Origin of the sequence: Anaerococcus cruorum (genome assembly GCF_046365495.1) — a bacterium.
In the GTDB taxonomy this organism is placed as follows: Bacteria; Bacillota; Clostridia; order Tissierellales; family Peptoniphilaceae; genus Anaerococcus; species Anaerococcus cruorum.
Map to the genome: position 1 here is coordinate 163,853 of NZ_JBGMEH010000003.1, position 18,928 is coordinate 182,780.

The following is an 18,928-nucleotide window of genomic DNA, read 5'->3' on the forward strand; positions in this document are numbered from 1 at the left end:
TTATCTCCTTTGTTTGCATTAACAATATGTCTGTATATACATACCCTAAAATAAAAAAAAGCCACTAATTAAAGTGACTTTTGTTTGAAAATTTCATAGTATTTATCTATTTGATTTTTAATGTCTTTACCAAAAACATCAGAACCAGATACAATTATATCGGCTCCCGCATCTATAACCTTATCTACATTTGTAGTTTTAATGCCTCCATCAACTTGGAGTTTTACATCTAGGTTATTTTTATCAATATAGTTTCTAAAAAACTTTATTTTTTCAACAGAATCTTCCATAAATATTTGTCCACCAAAACCTGGCTCTACACTCATTACTAAAATTAAATCAATCTTATCTAGGTAAGGAGTGATTAAATCTATATCAGTAGCAGGTTTAAAGGTAAGGCCTACCTCCATACCAGCATTTTTAATTGCTTTTATGGTTTCATCTAAATTTTTACAAGCTTCGTAATGGACAGTTAATCTATCAACACCAGCTTTTTTAAAGTCTTCAATGTATTTTATAGGCTCTTCAATCATAGCGTGAGTATCAAAGAAATAATCATTTTTACCACGAATATCACTTATAACCTTAAAACCAAAGGAAATATTTGGTACAAATATCCCATCCATTACGTCAATATGAATCATTTTTAAATCTGTATCCTTGGTTTGGTCCAAGTCACCTTGTAAATTTGAAAAATCACAACTTAGTATTGATGGGGCTAGTTCTACCATTTATTTTCTCTCCTATCTTTAAGTTCGTTAAACATCATTAGGTAATTTTCATATCTTGATTTTGCTATCTTACCTATCTCAACATTCTCTTTTACTTCACAATTTGGCTCATTTATGTGATTGCAATTATTAAATCTGCAATTTGTATTAGCCATTTCTCTAAAAGTGTATTTTAAATTATTTTCATCTTCTAAAAAGTCAAAGTCAAAACTATCAAAACCTGGGGTATCAAATATAAAGCTATTTTCTTCTAAAGTAAATATTTCTGTATGGCGGGTGGTGTTTTTGCCACGTTTTAATTTTTCTGAAATCTCACCAATTTCTAAATTACTATCTACTAAGTTATTTAAAAAAGTTGATTTACCTACACCAGATGCACCAGAAACTGCAGAAGTTTTACCACTTAAAATTATATTGATTTCTTCTTTTGGAAAATCATTGTAATTGTCTAAAGTAATTAGCTTATAGCCAATATTTTCATATATCCTGGTAATATTTTTGATTTTTTCATCTGTAGCCAAGTCTTTTTTTGATAGGACTATGACTACTTCCATATTTTCGTATTCGCACATGGCAAGATACTTATCTAGGTTATACAAGTTTAAAGGTGGATCAGTTATTGTTATAAAAACTAGCATCTGATCAACATTTGAAATGTTTGGTCTTTTTATAACATTTTTTCTTTCTAGAATTTCTGTTATATAAGCAGTTTCTTCATCTTGGATATCGATTATTACATTATCACCTACTAGAGGCTTAATGCCTTTTTTTCTAAAATTCCCACGCGCCTTGGCCATATAAATTTTATCTGTAGTTTCTACATAATATAATTCTTTTTGAGCTTTGGTTATCTTACCCTTCATTTTTTACTTCATAAACTCCTAAAGTTTCATCATCTATTATAACTTCTAGTTGGGTACCAACTCTTGCTTGTACGTTTAGATTTAAAATTCCATTTTCATCTAAGTCAGCACTAGACATTTGTTGGTTTATTATAGCTTGGTTTCTCTGACCATTTACTACATCAAATACCATTACATTAAAGTAATCTTTTGACTCTGGTAAACTTACTCTTAGTAGTACATCTTTTAGAGTATTTGTAGCTTGATCTTGTGTGTTTTGATTATTTTGGTTATTATCATTTTGGTTTTCTTCTGGACCGAGACTTACAGTTAGGTCAATTTTTGATTGATTTGCTACTTGAGTTCCTCTGGCAATAGACTGACTGATTACAACTCCTTGAGCAACTTCATTTGAATGTTGGTAGTTTACATCGCGCAGGCTTAAGCCATATTGACTTATTATCGTTCTTGCATCGTTTTCAGCTTTACCAACAAGATTTGGTACTTCTACTGTATCTACTCTTTGGTCAGGACCAGTACTTACTGTTACATCTATTTCTGTTCCAGCTTGTTGTTTAGAGGAAGCTCTAGGATTTTGAGTAATAATCAAATCTTTTTCTACATTATCACTTGCTTGAGAATTTGTTCTACCAAGTCTAAGGCCAATTTCTTTTAAAGTCTCATCAGCTTGAGATAAGGTCATATTTCTTAAATCTGGTACTTCTACCTCACGACCTCCACTTATCACAAGATTTACAACAGTTCCACGTTCTACTTTGGTATTTTGCTCTGGATCTTGGTCCATGACTTTGCCTATTTCGTACTCATCGCTTTCTTCTGTTCTAGAAATATTTGCTTTTAGTCCTCTTCTTTCTAGTTCGTTTACAGCTTGTTCTTGGTCAAGGTTAAGAACCATTGGCACTTCTACTGTTCCAGTATTATTAGTCCTACCCTTTAGGAAATATACTGCTCCTAATAAAATTATAGCCAAAAGAAGTAAAGGCCATATTTTTTTACCAGTCCTTTTCGTTTTATCTTTTCTTTCTGGTTCTGGGTTAGAAACATAGACCGCTTCTTTTTCTTCCTCTTCTTCTCTTTTAGCTTGTTCATTATAAACTTTTTGGTAAGATCGCTCTTGAGGTACCACTATAGGTATTCTTGCAGTATCTGTAAGCTCCTCTTCCTCTTTTATAAAGTTTTCATCATCTAATGCTTCTATAAGTTCTCTTGCATTTAAAAATCTATTAGAAGGTTCCTTATCCAAAAGCTTCATTATAATATAATTTAGATGATCTGAAAGCTCTGGATTTAAATTTTTAGGTGCTTCTGGCTTATCTTGGATATGCATTACAGCAATGCCTACAGAATTATCTGCATCAAAAGGGACACGCCCTGTAGCCATCTCATACATAACAGCACCTAGAGAATATAAATCTGATTTGTCATCTACTATTTTTCCCTTGGCTTGCTCTGGTGAAATATAATGAACTGTTCCTAAAATTGAGCTAGTGTAAGTAATAGTAGCATTTGAGGAAACTCTTGCTATACCAAAGTCTGTTACTTTTAATAAACCATAATTATCTATTAAAATATTTTGTGGTTTGATATCTCGGTGGATAATGCCTGCATTATGAGCTGTTTTTAGGGCTTGGGCAATTTGTGTAGAATAATCTATAATATCGTGATTAGAAAGTCTACCTTCTTTTACGATTAAATCCTTTAAAGTTTGCCCTTCCACATATTCCATTACTATATAGTGAATACGCTCGCCTTGATACAAATCTTCTCCAATATCAAAAACATTTACAATATTTATATGGGAAAGCTTTGCTGCGGACTGAGCTTCATTATTAAATTTTTTAAGAAATTCATCATCTTCAGCATATTGGTCTTTTAGTATTTTAATAGCTACAAACCTATCCAAGAGTTTATCTTTTGCCTTATAAACCTTGGCCATACCTCCTACACCAATTTGTTCTATAATCTGGTACCTATCGTCCAAAATTATTTTTTCCATAACATCCTCTTAAATTTTAACAGTTGTAACTGTTATATTGTCTCTACCGCCTGATAAATTAGCAGCTTCTATAAGCTTGCTAGAAATATCATATACATCAGAATTTTCGCTAATAATATTTTTTATTGCATCTAAAGATATTTCATTAGTAAGGCCATCAGTTACTATCAATATAATATCATCATTTTCCATATCAATTGTCTTACTATCTATCTTTATTTCTTTTCCTATACCTATAGCACGAGTGATAGCGCTTTTATTTATAAAGTTTTCTGCTTCATTTTCTTTCAAGGCTCCACTTTCGATTAGTTCATTTACTAAAGAGTGATCCTTAGTTAGTTGGCTAATCTCTCCAGCTCGATATAAATATAATCTAGAATCACCTATATGGCTTATATGATATTTTTTACTTTTATAGTCTACGCATAGGCATACTGCAGTGGTGCCCATTTTTTCTTGTTTTTCACTAGCCACTTTATACACTTTTGTATTAGCATAAGCTAGGGCTTTTTCTTGTAAATCTAAAATTGATTTATAAGTTTCAATATCAGAATTTTCAATAAAATCTGTAAATGATTTACTAGCTAGGCTGCTTGCTAGTTCACCATCACTATGGCCACCCATACCATCAGCAACTATAAAAAAATCATAATCTTTGATAGAAACATTGCTATAAGAGTCTTCATTTGTCTCTCTTAGTTTTCCAATGTTTGATATTGAACTAAATTTCATTTCTACCTCGCATAATTATTTCTTAGCTGACCGCAGCTAGCATCTATATCTTGGCCCATAGAATATCTGATAGTTGCATTTAATCCATTTCTTGTAAGCTTATCTTTAAAGTCATTTATAACTTTTTTACTGGTTTTACCATGCTTAAATTCTTCTATAGGATTAAGAGGGATAAGATTTATGTGGATATTTTTTCCACGCATGAGTTTTGTAAGATTTTCTACATCAATTTCCCTATTATTTACCCCATCTATTACTACATATTCAAAAGATACGCGTCTTTTTGTTTTATCTAGGTAATAATCAGTTGCTTTTAAAAGGCCATTTATATTATATTTACGAGCAACAGGCATATATTCTTTTCTCTGCTCATCTGTTGCATAATGAAGGCTTACTGCAAGATTTACATCAAGGCCTGTATCAGCTAGTTCATAAATTTTTGGAGTAATACCTGAAGTTGATAGGGTAATTGACCTATGGGAAAGATTTCTACCCTTTTCATCTGTGATAATTTCTATAAATTTTGTTATATTTTTAAAATTATCTAAAGGCTCACCTATACCCATGATTACAATATTATTTATATCACCATTTAATCTTTCAAGCTCATAGACCTCATCAATTATTTCTGCTGCACTAAGGTGTCTAACTAAACCGTTTTTAGTTGATGCACAAAATGTACATCCCATTCTGCAACCTACTTGGGATGATATGCAAATAGTTTTGCGGTCATCATATTCCATAAAGACTGCTTCAATAATATTGCCATCATTTAGCTCAAAGAGATATTTTTTTGTAGAATCTATCTTTGAAGCATAGGTTTCAAGTAAGTTTACTTTTTGAATTTCAAAATCTTCTGCAAGTTTTTCTCTCATATCTTTAGGCAGGTCAGTCATTTGTTCAAAATCATTAATTTTATTCACATGAATTTGCCTATAGACTTGCTTGGCCCTAAATTTTTGAAAACCAAGATCTGTAAAAATATCTTCTATTTCTTTTATTGTCTTATCATTTATAGTTTGTTTCATATTATATCTTCTTAAATTTGCTTATAAAAAATCCATCTGTCTTGTCTATATAATTTACATACTCTATGTAATTTTTACCATCGATTGGAATAATGTTTAAATCATCCTTACCAGATAAATAAGAAAAATTATCTTTATTTTCAATATTACCAACCGTACAAGTTGAATAAACTAGAATTCCATCTTTTTTCAAATATTTTATAGCTTGGTCAAGGATATCTTTTTGCAGCTTTGCCAAAGTTTTTATATCATCCATAGTCCTATTGTAGCGAATTTCGGGTTTTCTTCCCATTACACCAAGGCCTGAGCATGGTGCATCTACTAATACATAGTAAAAAGCATTTTCATATTCTTTTTTAAAAACACTTGCATCAAAGCTTGTAAGTTCAATATTTTCTAGACCCAATCTAGCAATGTTTTCTTGTATTAAAGGTAGTTTATCTTTTGATATGTCATTAGCTATTATATCAGCCTTATTTTTAGTATATTCACCAATATAGGAAGTTTTTGTTCCTGGAGCTGCACATAGGTCTAGAATTTTACTATTTTCTTTTGGATCTAGGATTTCTACAGTCTTCATAGATCCTTCTTGCTGAATAGTAAATAAACCTTCTTTAAATTCACTTGTATTTACAAGACCAGCTGGATTTAAAACTTTAAGGGCATTTTTAGATAAGTGACCATATTCTATTTCAAATCCCTTATCTAATAATAAATCTCGTAGACTATCCTTATTAGTTTTCAAATTATTTACCCTGATAGATATTACTTGTTCATTATTTATATATCTTAGGAAATTTTTGGTATAGTCCATACCATAATTTTCAAAAATATAGCGGGTTAATTCTTCTGGCAAAGAATATCTAATAGAAAGTGATTTTATATCATCACTTTCTTTAATTTTTGCAATATCTTCTTCATCTCTTATAAAGTTTCTAAGGATTGCATTTACAAAACCAGAGGACCTCTTATTTTTCTTTTTTGCTAATTTTACTAGCTCATTTACAATAGCATAGTCCTTGGTATTTAGAAAATGAATATTATAAATACCAATTTCTAGAATAACTAAAACTGATGGATGGATTTTTTTAAGCCTTACTGTAGATAATTTTCTTATCATATAGTCTAGGTAGATTTTATTTTCTAAAACTCCATAGACATTTTTTGTAATAAAGGCAAGATTACTTGCATCATCTGCAATTTTATTTATTTCATCATTTGATTTTGCTTCTTCATTTATTACTTTATATAGGATATTAAAGGCTAATTCTAAATCAGTCATCTAATTTTATTCCCTTTTTAAAGTCATTGCCCATCAAAAATGACTTGGTGTCCATGGCTTTTTTGCCTGGAAATTGCAATTTATCTATCTTTATAGCTCCATCACATGTTCCAATTATGATATTATTTTTACTATCAGCTTCATAGATATAGCCAGGATTTGCCTTATAGTTATCTAGAATTTGAGCTTCTAAAACTTTTACATTGTCTCCTTCATAGACAAAATATGCCTTTGGAAAAGCTACTAAGGCTCTTATTTGATTATAAATTTCAAAGCTAGATTTTTCCCAGTCTATCTTACCCATTTCTTTTGAGATTTTAGATGTGTAAGTTGCTTTATCATCATCTTGTTTGATACGGTTTTTATAAATCTCATCAAAGTTTAATAGGGTATCTCTGATAGCTTTTGAGCCTAGGTCTGACATTTTTTCTTCTAAAGAATAATAATCATCTTTTATATCTACATCCACAATGTTTTGCATTAAAATATCACCACTATCCATACCTTTTTCAATAAGCATAGTAGTTGGCGCTGTTTTTTCATCACCATTTAGCAAAGTAAATTGCATTGGTGCTGCTCCCCTATATTTTGGCAGTATTGATGGGTGTAGATTTATAATACGATCGTTAAATTCTTCTAAGAGTAGCTTGCCTATCAGTTGACCAAAGGCAACTACCACTATAAAATCAATTTCTAAGTCTTTTAATTGCTTTACAAATTCTTCTGTATTTACAGAATCTGGGGTTACCACTTTTATATCATTATCCAAAGCATATTGCTTGATTGGGGTTGGGCTTACTTTATTTCTTGATCTTTTCTTATCTTTTGATGAAACTACAAGTTTTACATCAATATTTTCTTCCTTATAAAGAACATCCAAAGTCTGCACTGCAAACTTTGGATTGCCCATAAAACATATATTAAGCATTTTCGACTTCATATGAAATCTCTTCTATATATTTATCTCTAAATAATACTCCATTTAAGTGGTCTATTTCGTGAGATAAAATTACTGCTGGGAAACCATGAGCATCCCAGATTTTCTCTTTTCCATTTTCATCTAAATATTTTACTTTAACGTGTTCTGGTCTTTTTACAGTTGCGTTAAAATTAGGTATAGAAAGACAACCTTCTACTCCTACTTGTTCTCCATCAGCTTCTATAATTTCTGGGTTTACTAACTTAACTAGCCCAGTTTCATCATCATGTGGATCTACAACTATAACACGTTTTAATATTCCAACTTGAGGAGCTGCTAGGCCTACCCCATTGGCATAGTACATGGTTTCACCCATATCATCTAATAATATTTTTATTCTATCTGTTACTTCTGGAACTTCCCTACATACTTTTCTAAGAATAGGGTCGCCTTCAATTCTTATATTTCTAATAGCCATAAAGTCCTCCTATTTACTCATATTTTACTTTTTGACTAGGATATAATCAATTTTTATCAAAGTCTATAGAATATACCTTACTTATCCCAACATCACCTATGGTTACCCCATGGATTTTTTCTGCAAGTTGCATAGTAGTTTGCCTATGGGTAATCATAATAAATTGTGAATGAACTGATAAGGATTTTAGATATTCTATATATCTTTTTATATTTGTCTCATCTAAGGCTGCATCTATCTCATCTAAAATAGCAAAAGGAGCCGGGTTTGTTTCAAAGATTGAAAATAAAAGTGCAACTGCAGTCAGTGCCTTTTCTCCACCTGATAAAAGTGAAATAGATTTTAAAGATTTAGATGGAGGACGAGCTACGATTTCTACTCCTGCTAGTAACTCATCATCATTATCTAATTTTAACCTAGCATCCCCACCCATAAATAATACTTTAAATATTTCAGAAAACTTGTTATTTATAATATCAAAGTTTTTCTTAAACTCATCTTTCATTTCTGATTCTAAAGCTTTAATTAGCTTTTCTATATTATTTTTAGATTCTTTTAAATCTTTTACTTGGGAGTCTATAAAGGCAAATTCTTCCTTAGTTTCTTTATAATTATTTAAAGAATCAGCCGTAAAATAACCTATATTATTTATCTTTCTTTGAAGGTTAATAAGATCCGTTTTACTTACTTTTTCAATTTTTAAATCTTTAAAAGTTTCTTCTAATTCATCCATTTCTTTACTTAAAAATGGTTTTATCTCATCTAAGAGGTTGTCATAATCTTTTACAACACCCTCTAGTTTGTAGGATAGCTCTACTTTTTTAATATTTATTTTATTTAAGCTTTCTTCTAAGTCTTTGGATTTTTCAATTAACTTAGCATTTTCTTCTTGAGACTTGTTTAAAATATTATTTTTATCTGATAATTTAGTTTCTAAATCCACAACTTCTGCTGTGAATTCTTTTATTTGATTAGCTAATTTTACATTACTAGATTCAGTATCAGAAATTATTTTTTCTGTCTCACTTTTTAGCTTGCTTTCTATTTTTTTGCTTTCAGATAAGTTTGCTAGTTCTGCCTTAAAACCTGCTATAGCATTTTCTATCATATTAATATCACGATTCAAAAGCTCGACTTTATTTTCATTTTTATTTAGGTCATTTTCTAAACCTTTTATACTAACTTCATTAGTCCTTAGTTTTTTATTATTATCTTCTAATAAGATTTCATATTTATTTTTAGTCGATTTTAATTCTCCTAAGTCTAAATCGCTAGCTTCTTTTTCTACTATTTCTAAACTTTTACTTAAGTCTTTCTTTTGACCTTGTAAGTTTTGTAGTTTATATGATAGGTTTGCTATTTCGTTATTAGTATCATTAATTAACTTTTTCAGCCCTTCAAAATCTGTTTGATATTTTTTCTCTTTATTAGCCAGTGCATTTTTAGATGATATTATCTCGTCTAATTTTTCCTTTGCCTTGTCATTTTCACTCTTTAAGAAATTTATTTTTTCCTTAGTTTGATCAATTTTTTTATTACGATTAAGTAAGTTTGTATTGGTCTTTTTATTTTTATTTGATCCTGCAACCATAGAGCCCCAGCTATTTATCACATCTAGGTCTAGGGTTATGATGCGATAGCCCTTTATCTTTTTTGATAGATTTGTTGCATCATCTATATTTTTTACAACTACAGTTGAGCCTAAAAAGTGATTTATAATACCTGCATATTTAGGATCAAAATCTAAAAGTTCATTGGCCATATCAATTACTTCTGACTCATTTGGCCTTGATTTTTCGTAGGATTTTATGGAATCTACTGGTAAAAATGTTATGCGACCAATGTTGTTTTTATTTACAAAATTAATAAGTTCTTTACTATCATCCTTGGTACGAGTCACAATATTTTGCACAGCTTGGCCCATCAAATTATCAATAATTTCTTCATAACCATTTTTTACATTTATAAGGTTTGCTAGGGTATCTTCGTACAAGTGGTCTAGCTTATTTGCCTTTGTTTTATTTAAAAAATTTTGTACCGAATAAAAATATCCTTCGTTAGACTCTACCAAATTTTTGTTAAACTTATATTCATTTATAGCTGTTTTTAAATTAATATTGATATTATTTAATTTTTTTTGATAGCTTGATATTTCCTTATCAGCCTTGGATAAATCAGCTTGGATATTTTCTAAAGACTTACTTAACTTATCACTAGCTTCTAAGTCTTTGATTTTTTTTACTGAGAGTTGGTCAATATTTTTATTAACATTTTCTATTTCTAAGTCTAAATTTTTAATTTTTTCTTGATTTTCACTTAGTTCTTTAGATCTTCTTTCTTTTAAAAGCTCATTTGTCTTAGCATTTATTTCTAAATCGTAAATTTGCCCAGCTATTTTTTCACTTTCTTTTTTTATAGTTCTTATATCTAAGCCTAGCTTAGTATTTTTTTCTTTTAAAGACTTTATCTCCAAATTTAAGTTTTCTATATTTCCCTTAGACTCATTTAAATCAATTTTTTTATTTTTTAAATTTTCCTCATCAGCAGCTAATCTTTCATTGAATGTTTCATATTTTTTTTCATTTAAGGAAAGATTTTCTGTAATTCTTGCTAGGTCTTTTTTATTATAAGTTAACTCTTTTTCGTTTAGTTCGATCTTATTTCTATTATTTTCAATTAACTTTTTATTTTTGGATAATTTACTTTCTATATTTTCCTTTTCACTTGATAAGGATTTGAAGTGTTCGTTAAAGGGATTAAGGTCTGCTTTTATATTTTCTAGGCTATTAGTTTTTTTATTTATATCATCAGAAAGATTTTTAATTTCTGTGATTAACTGCTCTTTTGAATTAAGCAAGTTTGTAGATTTTTCCCTAACATAGCCGTAGGCTTTTTTATCCAATTCTGTACTTAACCCCTGCCATTTTTCATAATTTTTTGCCTCATTGGCAAGTTTTTCTAAATCTTTGGACTTGTATTCCCACTCACGTTCTATAATTTCAAGGTCATCAGTAACTTTTGTAAGTTTTTTACTAGCTTCATCTCTTCTGTACTTATGTTTTGAAATTCCACTAGCTTCTTCAAATAAGGCCCTTCTTTGTAGGTTTGATGAGCTAATTATTTCATCAATACGACCTTGACCTATTAAAGAGTAGCCTTCTTTACCAATACCAGTATCTAAAAATAGTTCTCTAACATCTTTTAGTCTTACTTTTTTACCGTTAATCTTGTATTCATTTTCTCCATCACGGTAAATTCTCCTAGAAATGACTACTTTTTCATAATCTAGGGCTAGGGCATGATCTTCGTTTGAGAAATTTAAATTTACCTCTGCAAGATTCATCGAATTTTTACCGCCTGCACCTTGAAAGATTACATCATTCATTTTTGATCCACGAAGGGATTTTACGGATTGCTCACCTAAAACCCACCTAATGGCATCAGAAATATTTGACTTTCCAGAACCATTTGGGCCTACTATGGCTGTAATTTGTTTTTCAAAAGGGATTATTGTTTTGTTTGCAAAGGACTTGAAGCCCTTAAGTTCTATACTTTCGAGTCTAATAGTAAATCACCGCCGTAGTTTTCTCTTACATAATCTTCTATAAATTTATCTATATTAAAATCTATTTTTATACCTTCATATAAAATATAATTACTATCACTTGCTTTAAAGTTTAATTTTATCCTATATCTATCATAAAAATATTTTTTATTAGCCTTATTATTTCCAGCTATTAAAGAAATATTTCTGTTATTTGTATAGATAGTAAATTCATTAGATATATTATTTTTATTTATAATTTCTTCTAGGTATTTTTTATAAATTTCTGCTTCAACCAGCTGCCTAAAGGCTGGGTGGAAGGGGCCTGCTACCACATCCGCCCCTTCATTTATATTTTCTGTTGGTTGGAGACCTATTCTTATAATATTAACTCCCGCATATTTATAAAGCATAGCAGCTTCAGCAGAAACTTTAATCGCCTCATCTATGGTTAGTGGATGATAAATCCCGGCATCATAGAGCATTTCTAGTTTTGTATCTTTTATCACAAGAGTTGGATAAATTCTCACTAGATCTGGTCCAATGTTTATAGATTTTAAAACTGTATCTATAGTTTTTTCGTAGGTATCATTAAAAAGTCCAGGCATTATTTGATGACCTAGGGTAAAACCATAATCTTTTATAAGCTTTGAGGCTTCATAACTTGCCTTTACACTATGGCCACGCTCGTTGGCATCTAAAACTTTTTGGTCTAGAGACTGAATACCTAATTCTATGATATCAACCTTATATTCTTTTAATGTATCAAGAATGAAATTATTTATATAATCAGGTCTGGTTGAAAGTCTGATTCTATCAATAATTCCCTTCTCTTTATATGATTTTGCAATTTCTAGATAACCTACCATTACATCATAATCAAGCCCTGTAAATGATCCTCCAAAAAATGCAATTTCTTTTATATTATCATTTTGAGGAAAATAAGAAAGATTTTTCTCTATCTCACCTATGACCTTGCTAGGATCCATTTTGTCCTTATAGTTGGTAATTTTTATCTGATTACAAAAAGCACAATCATGGGGACAACCTAAAAATGGGATAAATATTGGTATAATATATTCTTTTTTAGTCATTTTTTATTCTTTCATAGGCATTTTTTGCTGCATCTTGTTCTGCTTTTTTCTTATTTTTGCCAATACCAGTCGCAAGAACTTTATTACCAGCTTTTACTTGCATAGTAAATATTTTATCGTGTTCTGGCCCTTCTTGGGCTATCAAAGTGTATTTTAATATTTTTTTATCGTGGGCATTATGGTATTCTTGTAGCTTGGTTTTATAATCGTTAAATATAGTATCATCATTTATAATTTCTTTGGCATCTTCGGTATAATTTTCTACTAAAAAATTATATAAATAGTTAAAACCCGCATCAAGATAAATTGCTGCACATACTGCTTCAAAAGTGTCTGCTTTTACATGTTTTTTAAGCTGACCACCGTGTTGTTTTTCTCCCCTACCAAAATTTAAATAGTTAGTTAAATTATATTTTTCGCTAGCCTTTGCAAAGGAATCTGTACACACTAAACGAGATCTAGTTTTTGTAAGCCAGCCTTCCGGTTTGTTGTTGTAATTTTTAAATAAAACCTCACTTACAACTAAATCTAGGACACTATCTCCTAAAAATTCTAAACGTTCATTTGATTTTGCCTTAGTTTTTGCTTCATTTGTGTAGGAAGAATGAGTAAAGGCTACATCTATCAATGATTTGTCATTGAATGTGTAGCCAATCTTATCTTCAAATTCTTTAATTTGTTCTAAACGTACTTGTGATATCATCAAAGTTTGCTCTCTATAAGACTTGCTATATCATCTAAGCTTTCGATTTCATCTAGCTCATCTTCTTCAAATTCTATGTCGTACTTTTCTTCTATAAGCATGATAAAATCAAGCATATCAATAGAATCTATATCAAGGTCTGATAATTTTGTATTTATATCTAAATCACTTGTATTTATGTCAAGATTTTCACTTGCTAATTTTGTTAACTCATCAATTATCATGTAATTCTCCTTCAATTTTTTCTATTACATTCATATCTATATAGTTTAATAGGCCTAGGATAGCATTTGAAAATGCAGTTTCGTTGGTATTACCATGGGCCTTATATACATAAGATTTTACCCCAAGTAATGGTGCTCCTCCAACTTCATCTGGGTTAAATTTCCCCGCTAATGATTTGATATCATTTTTTAACATAGCACCTGCAAGTTTATTTTTTGTAGAACTATAGATGAGATTTTTTAGCTCTAATCCTAGGGTCTTTAAAACACCTTCAGTTGTTTTTATTGCAATGTTTCCATCAAAACCATCTGCAACTATTACATTAACTTTGCCTGTAAATAAGTCCCTAGCTTCTAAATTTCCTGTAAAATTCATATCAGAATCATTTAAAATCTTGTAGGTTTCTTTAGTTAAAGCATTCCCTTTATGTTCTTCTACCCCTACATTTAATAGACCGATTTTGGGATTTGAAATATGCATAGCATTTTCTAAAAATACCTTACCCATTAGGGCAAATTCGTATAAATATTCTGGCTTACAGTCCATATTTGCACCTGTATCCATTAATAAAGTTATATCATCATTTATTGATGGGATACTTGCAGCAAGGCAGGCTCTTTTTATGCCAGGGATTCTACCTGCTATAAATAACCCACCAGCTAGTAAGGCTCCTGTAGATCCTGCTGATATTAGGCCATCATAGCCTTCTTCCTTTAATTTATTATAGGCTAATACTATAGAGGCTTCTTTTTTCTTTCTTATAGCTCTAACAGGATCTTCATTATTTGAAATAAATTCATTTGTAGGAATTATTTCATAATTTTTTATCCTATCACGTACTAAGAGTTTAATCTCCCTATCATTTCCAACAAAAACCGGTGTAAAATCTCTTTTTTCTAAGGCTTTTATAGTACCTTCTATAATAGGATTGGCTCCAGCATCTGCTCCAAAAGTGTCAATTAATATTCTCATATTTTTCCTCATTTTTTGTATAAAAAAAGATAGTGCATTAACACTATCTTATTCTACATCAATTCTTGCTTCGCCTTTATATTCTCCACAGTTTGGGCAAACTCTGTGTGGAAGTTTTGGCTCGTGGCAATTTGGACACTCAACATAGTTTGATCTGTTCAAAGTATAAGCTGAGGCTCTTCTTTTATTTTTTCTAGTTTTAGATGTTCTTCTTTTTGGTACTGCCATCATTACACCTCCTCTTATCAGATTTAGCAATCTTTTATATTATATATTGACTTATCCTCTATGTCAAGGTAATTATTTTACTAATTCTTGTGTATCCCTTGCAATCATAAGCTCTTCGTTTGTAGCGATTACCATAACTTTTACTTTTGAGTCATCTGTTGAGATTATGTGTTCTCCACCGCGTACTTCGTTAGCTTTTTTATCAATTTTGATACCGAATTGTTCAAATCCTTTAAGGATGTCTTCTCTCATATCAATTGAGTTTTCACCAATACCACCTGTAAATACGATAGCATCTGTATTTTCTATTTCAGCCATATATCCTGCAATGTATCTTTTAGCTCTTGTTGTAAACATATCAAGGGCAACTTGTGCTCTTTCATTGCCATCTTTAGCTGCATCTTCTAGGTCTCTAAAGTCTGAGCTTACGCCTGATACTCCAAGTACACCAGATTCTTTATTTAAAATGTTATTCATATCTTCTGGAGCAACTCCATCTTTTTCTTCAATGTATGTTACTACAGCTGGGTCTAAGTCACCAGATCTTGTTCCCATTACAAGACCTTCTAATGGAGTAAGTCCCATAGTTGTATCAAATGATTTACCTTCTTTAACAGCTGTAATTGATGAACCATTTCCTAAGTGAGCTGAGATGATGTTTGTATCTTCTACTGATTTTCCTAATAAATCAGCTGCTCTACCTGTGATGTATTTGTGGCTTGTTCCGTGGAAACCATATTTTCTAATAGCATCTTCTTCATAGTATTTGTAATCAATACCGTAAAGATATGTTTTTGCTGGCATTGTTTGGTGGAAAGCTGTATCAAATACTGCTACATTTGGTACACCTGGTAGTAATTCTTCACAAGCTTTAAGTCCCATTAAGTGAGCTGGGTTATGAAGTGGTGCAAATTTAGCAGCTTCATTGATTGCATCTTTTACTTCATCTGTTATTAGAGCAGATTTAGTCATTTTTTCTCCACCGTGAACGAATCTGTGTCCTACAGCATTGATTTCTTCAAGACTATCGATTACTCCGTTTTCTTTGTCTAAAAGTGCATCAAATACATGTGATACTGCTTGTGTATGGTTTTCCATAGCTTCTTCGATTACAAATTCATCTCCGTTGTTTTTTTGAACTAAACGGCTCCCTTCAATACCAATTCTTTCTACAAGACCTTTTACCATTACTTCTTCATTTTCCATGTTGAATAATTGGTATTTAAGTGATGAACTTCCGCAATTAATTACTAATATTTTCATTTTTTCTCCTTATAATTTAATACATACATTATTATACCTATACCCTAATATTATAAAAGTTAGTAGGTATATTTTGCCATTAATTTTATATCTTTTTGACCTGAATTTCCCTCAGGATCAATTACTTTAAAGATAGCCTCAGCTCGTGCAATGCTATCTCCTACTTCTATTTTACTAGTTTCTATCCTATATACATCCGAAAGTTTCGCTTCTTCTTTTCTATACATATAGGCTATTTTAAAATAATAAGTTTTTCCATTATAGATTACCATCTCATCTTCTGAAATCCAGTAGGATTCATTTTTATTACTTCTATATGATTTTTCATCATTTAAAATTTTTTCTTTTATATTTTCATAATTTTCATCTATATAGATATTTAAAACAGTTTCTGCTAGGTACTGGGCTTGTTTTTTATTGTATAGATCACTTATATACTGGCTAGTATTTTCATTTTGCTCGTAGATAAAACTTGTAGTTAAAGTTAGAGCTAAAAATATTAACAAGGTAAGGATGGATATAAAACCTTTTTTCATAGCCTATCTCCAAGAAAAATTTTACTTTCTTGTTTAAAATTTGTATCCTTATTTAAAATCACAGTAACTATATCAGTTCTCCTGTCATAATAAAGATATAAATCATTACAATTAGCTATTCTTATAGTACCATTTCTTACACTTTTATTACTAATATTGTCTCTAACAGCCATTAAATATTTTTTCTCATTCTGAGATTTAGATGTTTTAAAATATACACTTGATATTTCATGACTGTTTTTATCTAGAACATAGGCTTTAAAATTAGTTTCCCCAGTATCATCTATAAATTCTATTTTATAAGCACTTTTAATAATATTATCTATATACATCATAGCAATACTAGATTCTTTATAGTCAATTTCTTTTTGAAAAATATTTTTATTAGCTTTTATATTTATAGAAAATATACCCATAGCAGCTGTAACCAGCAGAGATATTATAGCAATAGTTGCTAAGAGTTCAATTAGAGTGAATCCCTTTTTTCTCATGATTTTCCTCTATAAATTCTAGCTTATAACTATTATAACTTGCTGTGATTTTATCCAAACTCTCACTATAAGAGTGCCTATCTATTCTTATATCAAAATCATTTATTTTTTCTATTTTAGTACCATACAAAGGGTAGTCATTTGCCTTTTCATTTTCGATAGCTGCTTGTATAGCAAATATAATTTCACTCTCATTTTTCAAACTATTTGAGCTAACAATTAATGTATTTAAAGATGGCAAAAGAAAACTTGCTATCAAACCTAAAATACCAAGGGCAAATATTGTTTCAATCAAAGTAAACCCATTCTTTATTTTTTTCAATTCTAGAATGTCCTCCTGCCACAGTTACTACAAGTTTGTAAACCTTATCTATATCAAGCCCGTCTTTTCTTTTTATAAAAACCGTTCCAGCATTATTTACACTTCCACTTGCCGTATAGGTAATTGTTTTTGAAAAGTTATTTTCATCAAAACCTATATCAAGATATTTTAAATCTTTTCTTATAACCTGATCTTTACTTTCTTCTCCTAAGGGTTTTATTATGTAAGAATTATTAGTTAAAACTAAATTATAGGGTCTACCCGTAGATAAGGCTTTCATCTTAGCAAAGTTTACATCATTTATCATAGTTTGGATTTCATTTCCTGCTTTAAAGTTATCGATAATATTAAGTTTAAAAACTCCTATACCCATAAAAATCGACATAATAGCTAAAACTGCTATTAGTTCTATTAAAGCAAAACCACGTTTTTTCATAAGTTAACCCCAAGGTAGAGAAAAAATAAGAAAGGCCATAAAAATATAGATACAAAATGGGATTTCTATTTTAGTAGACTTATTTTTTATAGCTATAAATATTCCAGATATTGCCCCAAGCCACAAGGATGTCAAAATAAACCACAAAAGTTTGTCATTTGGCAAAAATAAGAATAAAGCTAGGTAATAGTAAATATCACCATCGCCCAAGCCACCCTTAGAGAAAAAATAAATAATCTCATAAATAAGGATAAATATTAAAATGTTTTGGATAAATAAAAAGTCTAAGCCTATAAATATTATCCTATATATAAACCCAATAATTGCTAAATATAAAATTTGTACCATATAAATATCATAGGTTTTAAAATCTATTACTGCTATTACTAAAGCAAGTATTATTCCAAAATATAGAAAGCTAGACTTTAAAATATTGCTAGGATCAAAAAATATAAGCAGAAGTAAGCCAGAAATAATTTCTACAATCAAATTTTCTCTAGAAATTTTAGCCTTGCAATACCTACACTTACCTTTTAAAAATAAAAAGCTAAAAATAGGTACTAAATCTAATGGATATAGCCTGTGTTCACAGGAATCACAGTGGCTGGGTGGACTTACTATGCTTTCTTCTTTGATAGTGCGATTTATTACTAGATTTATAAAAGATCCGAATATTGTTCCTAAGAAGAATATATAAATATATATCACTATTATTTTGTTAAATCCTCTTCTGAAGGGCTTATTTCAATGTTTGTAGAAGAGATTGTTACAGTGTAAGTTTCAGGAACATCTTTATTATTTGTCGATTTTAAACCAGCTGGAACTTTTGGCCATTTTTCTACATAACCTTTAGAACTTTCTACACTATTCCAAGTTATATCCGGATCACTAGAACTCATTTCATTTTGTTTAACAAGTGCAGCAGATTTTAACATCTGCACATTGCTCTTATGGGCTGCTTCTGCTGCTGCAAGTCTTGAGTTATTGTATTTTGGCAGAGCAACTGCAGCTAAAATTCCTATAATTGCTATTACTATAACAAGTTCTATTAAAGTAAATCCCTTTTTCTTTTTATTTTTCATATT

General features: G+C 30.1%; 21 protein-coding genes. All 21 read right to left on the bottom strand.

The annotated features are described in order from the left end of the window. Positions 1-68: 68 nt before the first annotated feature. The 21 genes from rpe to ACCQ40_RS04020 all read right to left on the bottom strand — a co-directional run bounded on the left by rpe (position 69) and on the right by ACCQ40_RS04020 (position 18,925). Positions 69-731 (bottom strand): ribulose-phosphate 3-epimerase, encoded by a 663-nt coding sequence (gene rpe / locus ACCQ40_RS03920; protein WP_410032689.1) that lies wholly within the window; start codon positions 729-731, stop codon positions 69-71. Beyond that, complete coding sequence (gene rsgA / locus ACCQ40_RS03925) at positions 725-1,594, bottom strand: ribosome small subunit-dependent GTPase A (RefSeq protein ID WP_410032690.1); 870 nt, start codon at positions 1,592-1,594, stop codon at positions 725-727. Before rsgA ends, rpe begins: the two co-directional genes overlap by 7 nt. Then, the gene (gene pknB / locus ACCQ40_RS03930; protein WP_410032691.1) at positions 1,584-3,590 is read right to left on the bottom strand and encodes a Stk1 family PASTA domain-containing Ser/Thr kinase; all 2,007 of its coding nucleotides are present in this window, start codon (positions 3,588-3,590) and stop codon (positions 1,584-1,586) included. Before pknB ends, rsgA begins: the two co-directional genes overlap by 11 nt. 9 nt (positions 3,591-3,599) lie before the next feature. Next, positions 3,600-4,322: a Stp1/IreP family PP2C-type Ser/Thr phosphatase gene (locus tag ACCQ40_RS03935; protein WP_410032692.1), complete on the bottom strand. Its 723-nt coding sequence runs from the start codon at positions 4,320-4,322 to the stop codon at positions 3,600-3,602. 2 nt (positions 4,323-4,324) lie between these two features. Continuing rightward, positions 4,325-5,350 carry a dual-specificity RNA methyltransferase RlmN gene (rlmN, locus tag ACCQ40_RS03940; protein WP_410032693.1) on the bottom strand — a complete coding sequence of 342 codons (1,026 nt, stop codon included), beginning with the start codon at positions 5,348-5,350 and terminating at the stop codon, positions 4,325-4,327. Between the two features lies 1 nt (position 5,351). Next, the gene (gene rsmB / locus ACCQ40_RS03945) at positions 5,352-6,632 is read right to left on the bottom strand and encodes a 16S rRNA (cytosine(967)-C(5))-methyltransferase RsmB (protein ID WP_410032694.1); all 1,281 of its coding nucleotides are present in this window, start codon (positions 6,630-6,632) and stop codon (positions 5,352-5,354) included. Then, the gene (gene fmt / locus ACCQ40_RS03950; protein ID WP_410032695.1) at positions 6,625-7,572 is read right to left on the bottom strand and encodes a methionyl-tRNA formyltransferase; all 948 of its coding nucleotides are present in this window, start codon (positions 7,570-7,572) and stop codon (positions 6,625-6,627) included. The genes rsmB and fmt overlap by 8 nt, the downstream gene beginning before the upstream one ends. Further along, complete coding sequence (gene def / locus ACCQ40_RS03955; RefSeq protein ID WP_410032697.1) at positions 7,553-8,029, bottom strand: peptide deformylase; 477 nt, start codon at positions 8,027-8,029, stop codon at positions 7,553-7,555. Before def ends, fmt begins: the two co-directional genes overlap by 20 nt. A gap of 46 nt (positions 8,030-8,075) precedes the next feature. Beyond that, entirely contained in the window at positions 8,076-11,594 is a 3,519-nt protein-coding gene (smc, locus tag ACCQ40_RS03960; RefSeq protein WP_410032801.1) for a chromosome segregation protein SMC, read from the bottom strand. After that, entirely contained in the window at positions 11,576-12,667 is a 1,092-nt protein-coding gene (locus ACCQ40_RS03965) for an elongator complex protein 3 (RefSeq protein ID WP_394020244.1), read from the bottom strand. Before ACCQ40_RS03965 ends, smc begins: the two co-directional genes overlap by 19 nt. Next, positions 12,660-13,373: a ribonuclease III gene (rnc, locus tag ACCQ40_RS03970; RefSeq protein ID WP_410032698.1), complete on the bottom strand. Its 714-nt coding sequence runs from the start codon at positions 13,371-13,373 to the stop codon at positions 12,660-12,662. Before rnc ends, ACCQ40_RS03965 begins: the two co-directional genes overlap by 8 nt. Further along, positions 13,370-13,594, bottom strand: a complete 225-nt coding sequence (locus ACCQ40_RS03975) for an acyl carrier protein (RefSeq protein WP_394011789.1) — start codon at positions 13,592-13,594, stop codon at positions 13,370-13,372. The genes rnc and ACCQ40_RS03975 overlap by 4 nt, the downstream gene beginning before the upstream one ends. After that, positions 13,584-14,567 (bottom strand): phosphate acyltransferase PlsX, encoded by a 984-nt coding sequence (gene plsX, locus ACCQ40_RS03980; protein WP_410032700.1) that lies wholly within the window; start codon positions 14,565-14,567, stop codon positions 13,584-13,586. The genes ACCQ40_RS03975 and plsX overlap by 11 nt, the downstream gene beginning before the upstream one ends. Before the next feature lie 48 nt (positions 14,568-14,615). Beyond that, positions 14,616-14,795: a 50S ribosomal protein L32 gene (gene rpmF / locus ACCQ40_RS03985; RefSeq protein ID WP_394012234.1), complete on the bottom strand. Its 180-nt coding sequence runs from the start codon at positions 14,793-14,795 to the stop codon at positions 14,616-14,618. Positions 14,796-14,867: 72 nt separating this feature from the next. Continuing rightward, complete coding sequence (locus ACCQ40_RS03990; RefSeq protein WP_410032701.1) at positions 14,868-16,058, bottom strand: acetate/propionate family kinase; 1,191 nt, start codon at positions 16,056-16,058, stop codon at positions 14,868-14,870. Between the two features lie 59 nt (positions 16,059-16,117). Next, positions 16,118-16,594 (bottom strand): hypothetical protein, encoded by a 477-nt coding sequence (locus ACCQ40_RS03995; protein ID WP_394011792.1) that lies wholly within the window; start codon positions 16,592-16,594, stop codon positions 16,118-16,120. Beyond that, complete coding sequence (locus tag ACCQ40_RS04000; protein WP_410032702.1) at positions 16,591-17,085, bottom strand: type II secretion system protein; 495 nt, start codon at positions 17,083-17,085, stop codon at positions 16,591-16,593. The genes ACCQ40_RS03995 and ACCQ40_RS04000 overlap by 4 nt, the downstream gene beginning before the upstream one ends. Next, positions 17,057-17,407 carry a competence type IV pilus minor pilin ComGE gene (gene comGE / locus ACCQ40_RS04005; RefSeq protein ID WP_410032703.1) on the bottom strand — a complete coding sequence of 117 codons (351 nt, stop codon included), beginning with the start codon at positions 17,405-17,407 and terminating at the stop codon, positions 17,057-17,059. Before comGE ends, ACCQ40_RS04000 begins: the two co-directional genes overlap by 29 nt. Continuing rightward, positions 17,373-17,843 carry a Tfp pilus assembly protein FimT/FimU gene (locus ACCQ40_RS04010; protein ID WP_410032704.1) on the bottom strand — a complete coding sequence of 157 codons (471 nt, stop codon included), beginning with the start codon at positions 17,841-17,843 and terminating at the stop codon, positions 17,373-17,375. Before ACCQ40_RS04010 ends, comGE begins: the two co-directional genes overlap by 35 nt. 3 nt (positions 17,844-17,846) lie before the next feature. Beyond that, on the bottom strand, positions 17,847-18,551 hold the full coding sequence (locus ACCQ40_RS04015; RefSeq protein WP_410032705.1) for a prepilin peptidase: 705 nt from the start codon (positions 18,549-18,551) through the stop codon (positions 17,847-17,849). A gap of 2 nt (positions 18,552-18,553) precedes the next feature. Beyond that, positions 18,554-18,925 (bottom strand): type II secretion system protein, encoded by a 372-nt coding sequence (locus ACCQ40_RS04020; protein ID WP_410032706.1) that lies wholly within the window; start codon positions 18,923-18,925, stop codon positions 18,554-18,556. Between the last annotated feature and the right edge of the window lie 3 nt (positions 18,926-18,928).

What these genes read in the sequence shown, in the direction of transcription:
- rpe (WP_410032689.1), bottom strand. Translation starts at nt 731, where the DNA reads ATGGTAGAACTAGCCCCATCAATACTAAGTTGTGATTTTTCAAATTTA.
- rsgA (WP_410032690.1), bottom strand. Translation starts at nt 1,594, where the DNA reads ATGAAGGGTAAGATAACCAAAGCTCAAAAAGAATTATATTATGTAGAA.
- pknB (WP_410032691.1), bottom strand. Translation starts at nt 3,590, where the DNA reads ATGGAAAAAATAATTTTGGACGATAGGTACCAGATTATAGAACAAATT.
- ACCQ40_RS03935 (WP_410032692.1), bottom strand. Translation starts at nt 4,322, where the DNA reads ATGAAATTTAGTTCAATATCAAACATTGGAAAACTAAGAGAGACAAAT.
- rlmN (WP_410032693.1), bottom strand. Translation starts at nt 5,350, where the DNA reads ATGAAACAAACTATAAATGATAAGACAATAAAAGAAATAGAAGATATT.
- rsmB (WP_410032694.1), bottom strand. Translation starts at nt 6,632, where the DNA reads ATGACTGATTTAGAATTAGCCTTTAATATCCTATATAAAGTAATAAAT.
- fmt (WP_410032695.1), bottom strand. Translation starts at nt 7,572, where the DNA reads ATGAAGTCGAAAATGCTTAATATATGTTTTATGGGCAATCCAAAGTTT.
- def (WP_410032697.1), bottom strand. Translation starts at nt 8,029, where the DNA reads ATGGCTATTAGAAATATAAGAATTGAAGGCGACCCTATTCTTAGAAAA.
- ACCQ40_RS03965 (WP_394020244.1), bottom strand. Translation starts at nt 12,667, where the DNA reads ATGACTAAAAAAGAATATATTATACCAATATTTATCCCATTTTTAGGT.
- ACCQ40_RS03975 (WP_394011789.1), bottom strand. Translation starts at nt 13,594, where the DNA reads ATGATAATTGATGAGTTAACAAAATTAGCAAGTGAAAATCTTGACATA.
- plsX (WP_410032700.1), bottom strand. Translation starts at nt 14,567, where the DNA reads ATGAGAATATTAATTGACACTTTTGGAGCAGATGCTGGAGCCAATCCT.
- rpmF (WP_394012234.1), bottom strand. Translation starts at nt 14,795, where the DNA reads ATGGCAGTACCAAAAAGAAGAACATCTAAAACTAGAAAAAATAAAAGA.
- ACCQ40_RS03990 (WP_410032701.1), bottom strand. Translation starts at nt 16,058, where the DNA reads ATGAAAATATTAGTAATTAATTGCGGAAGTTCATCACTTAAATACCAA.
- ACCQ40_RS03995 (WP_394011792.1), bottom strand. Translation starts at nt 16,594, where the DNA reads ATGAAAAAAGGTTTTATATCCATCCTTACCTTGTTAATATTTTTAGCT.
- ACCQ40_RS04000 (WP_410032702.1), bottom strand. Translation starts at nt 17,085, where the DNA reads ATGAGAAAAAAGGGATTCACTCTAATTGAACTCTTAGCAACTATTGCT.
- ACCQ40_RS04010 (WP_410032704.1), bottom strand. Translation starts at nt 17,843, where the DNA reads ATGAAAAAACGTGGTTTTGCTTTAATAGAACTAATAGCAGTTTTAGCT.
- ACCQ40_RS04020 (WP_410032706.1), bottom strand. Translation starts at nt 18,925, where the DNA reads ATGAAAAATAAAAAGAAAAAGGGATTTACTTTAATAGAACTTGTTATA.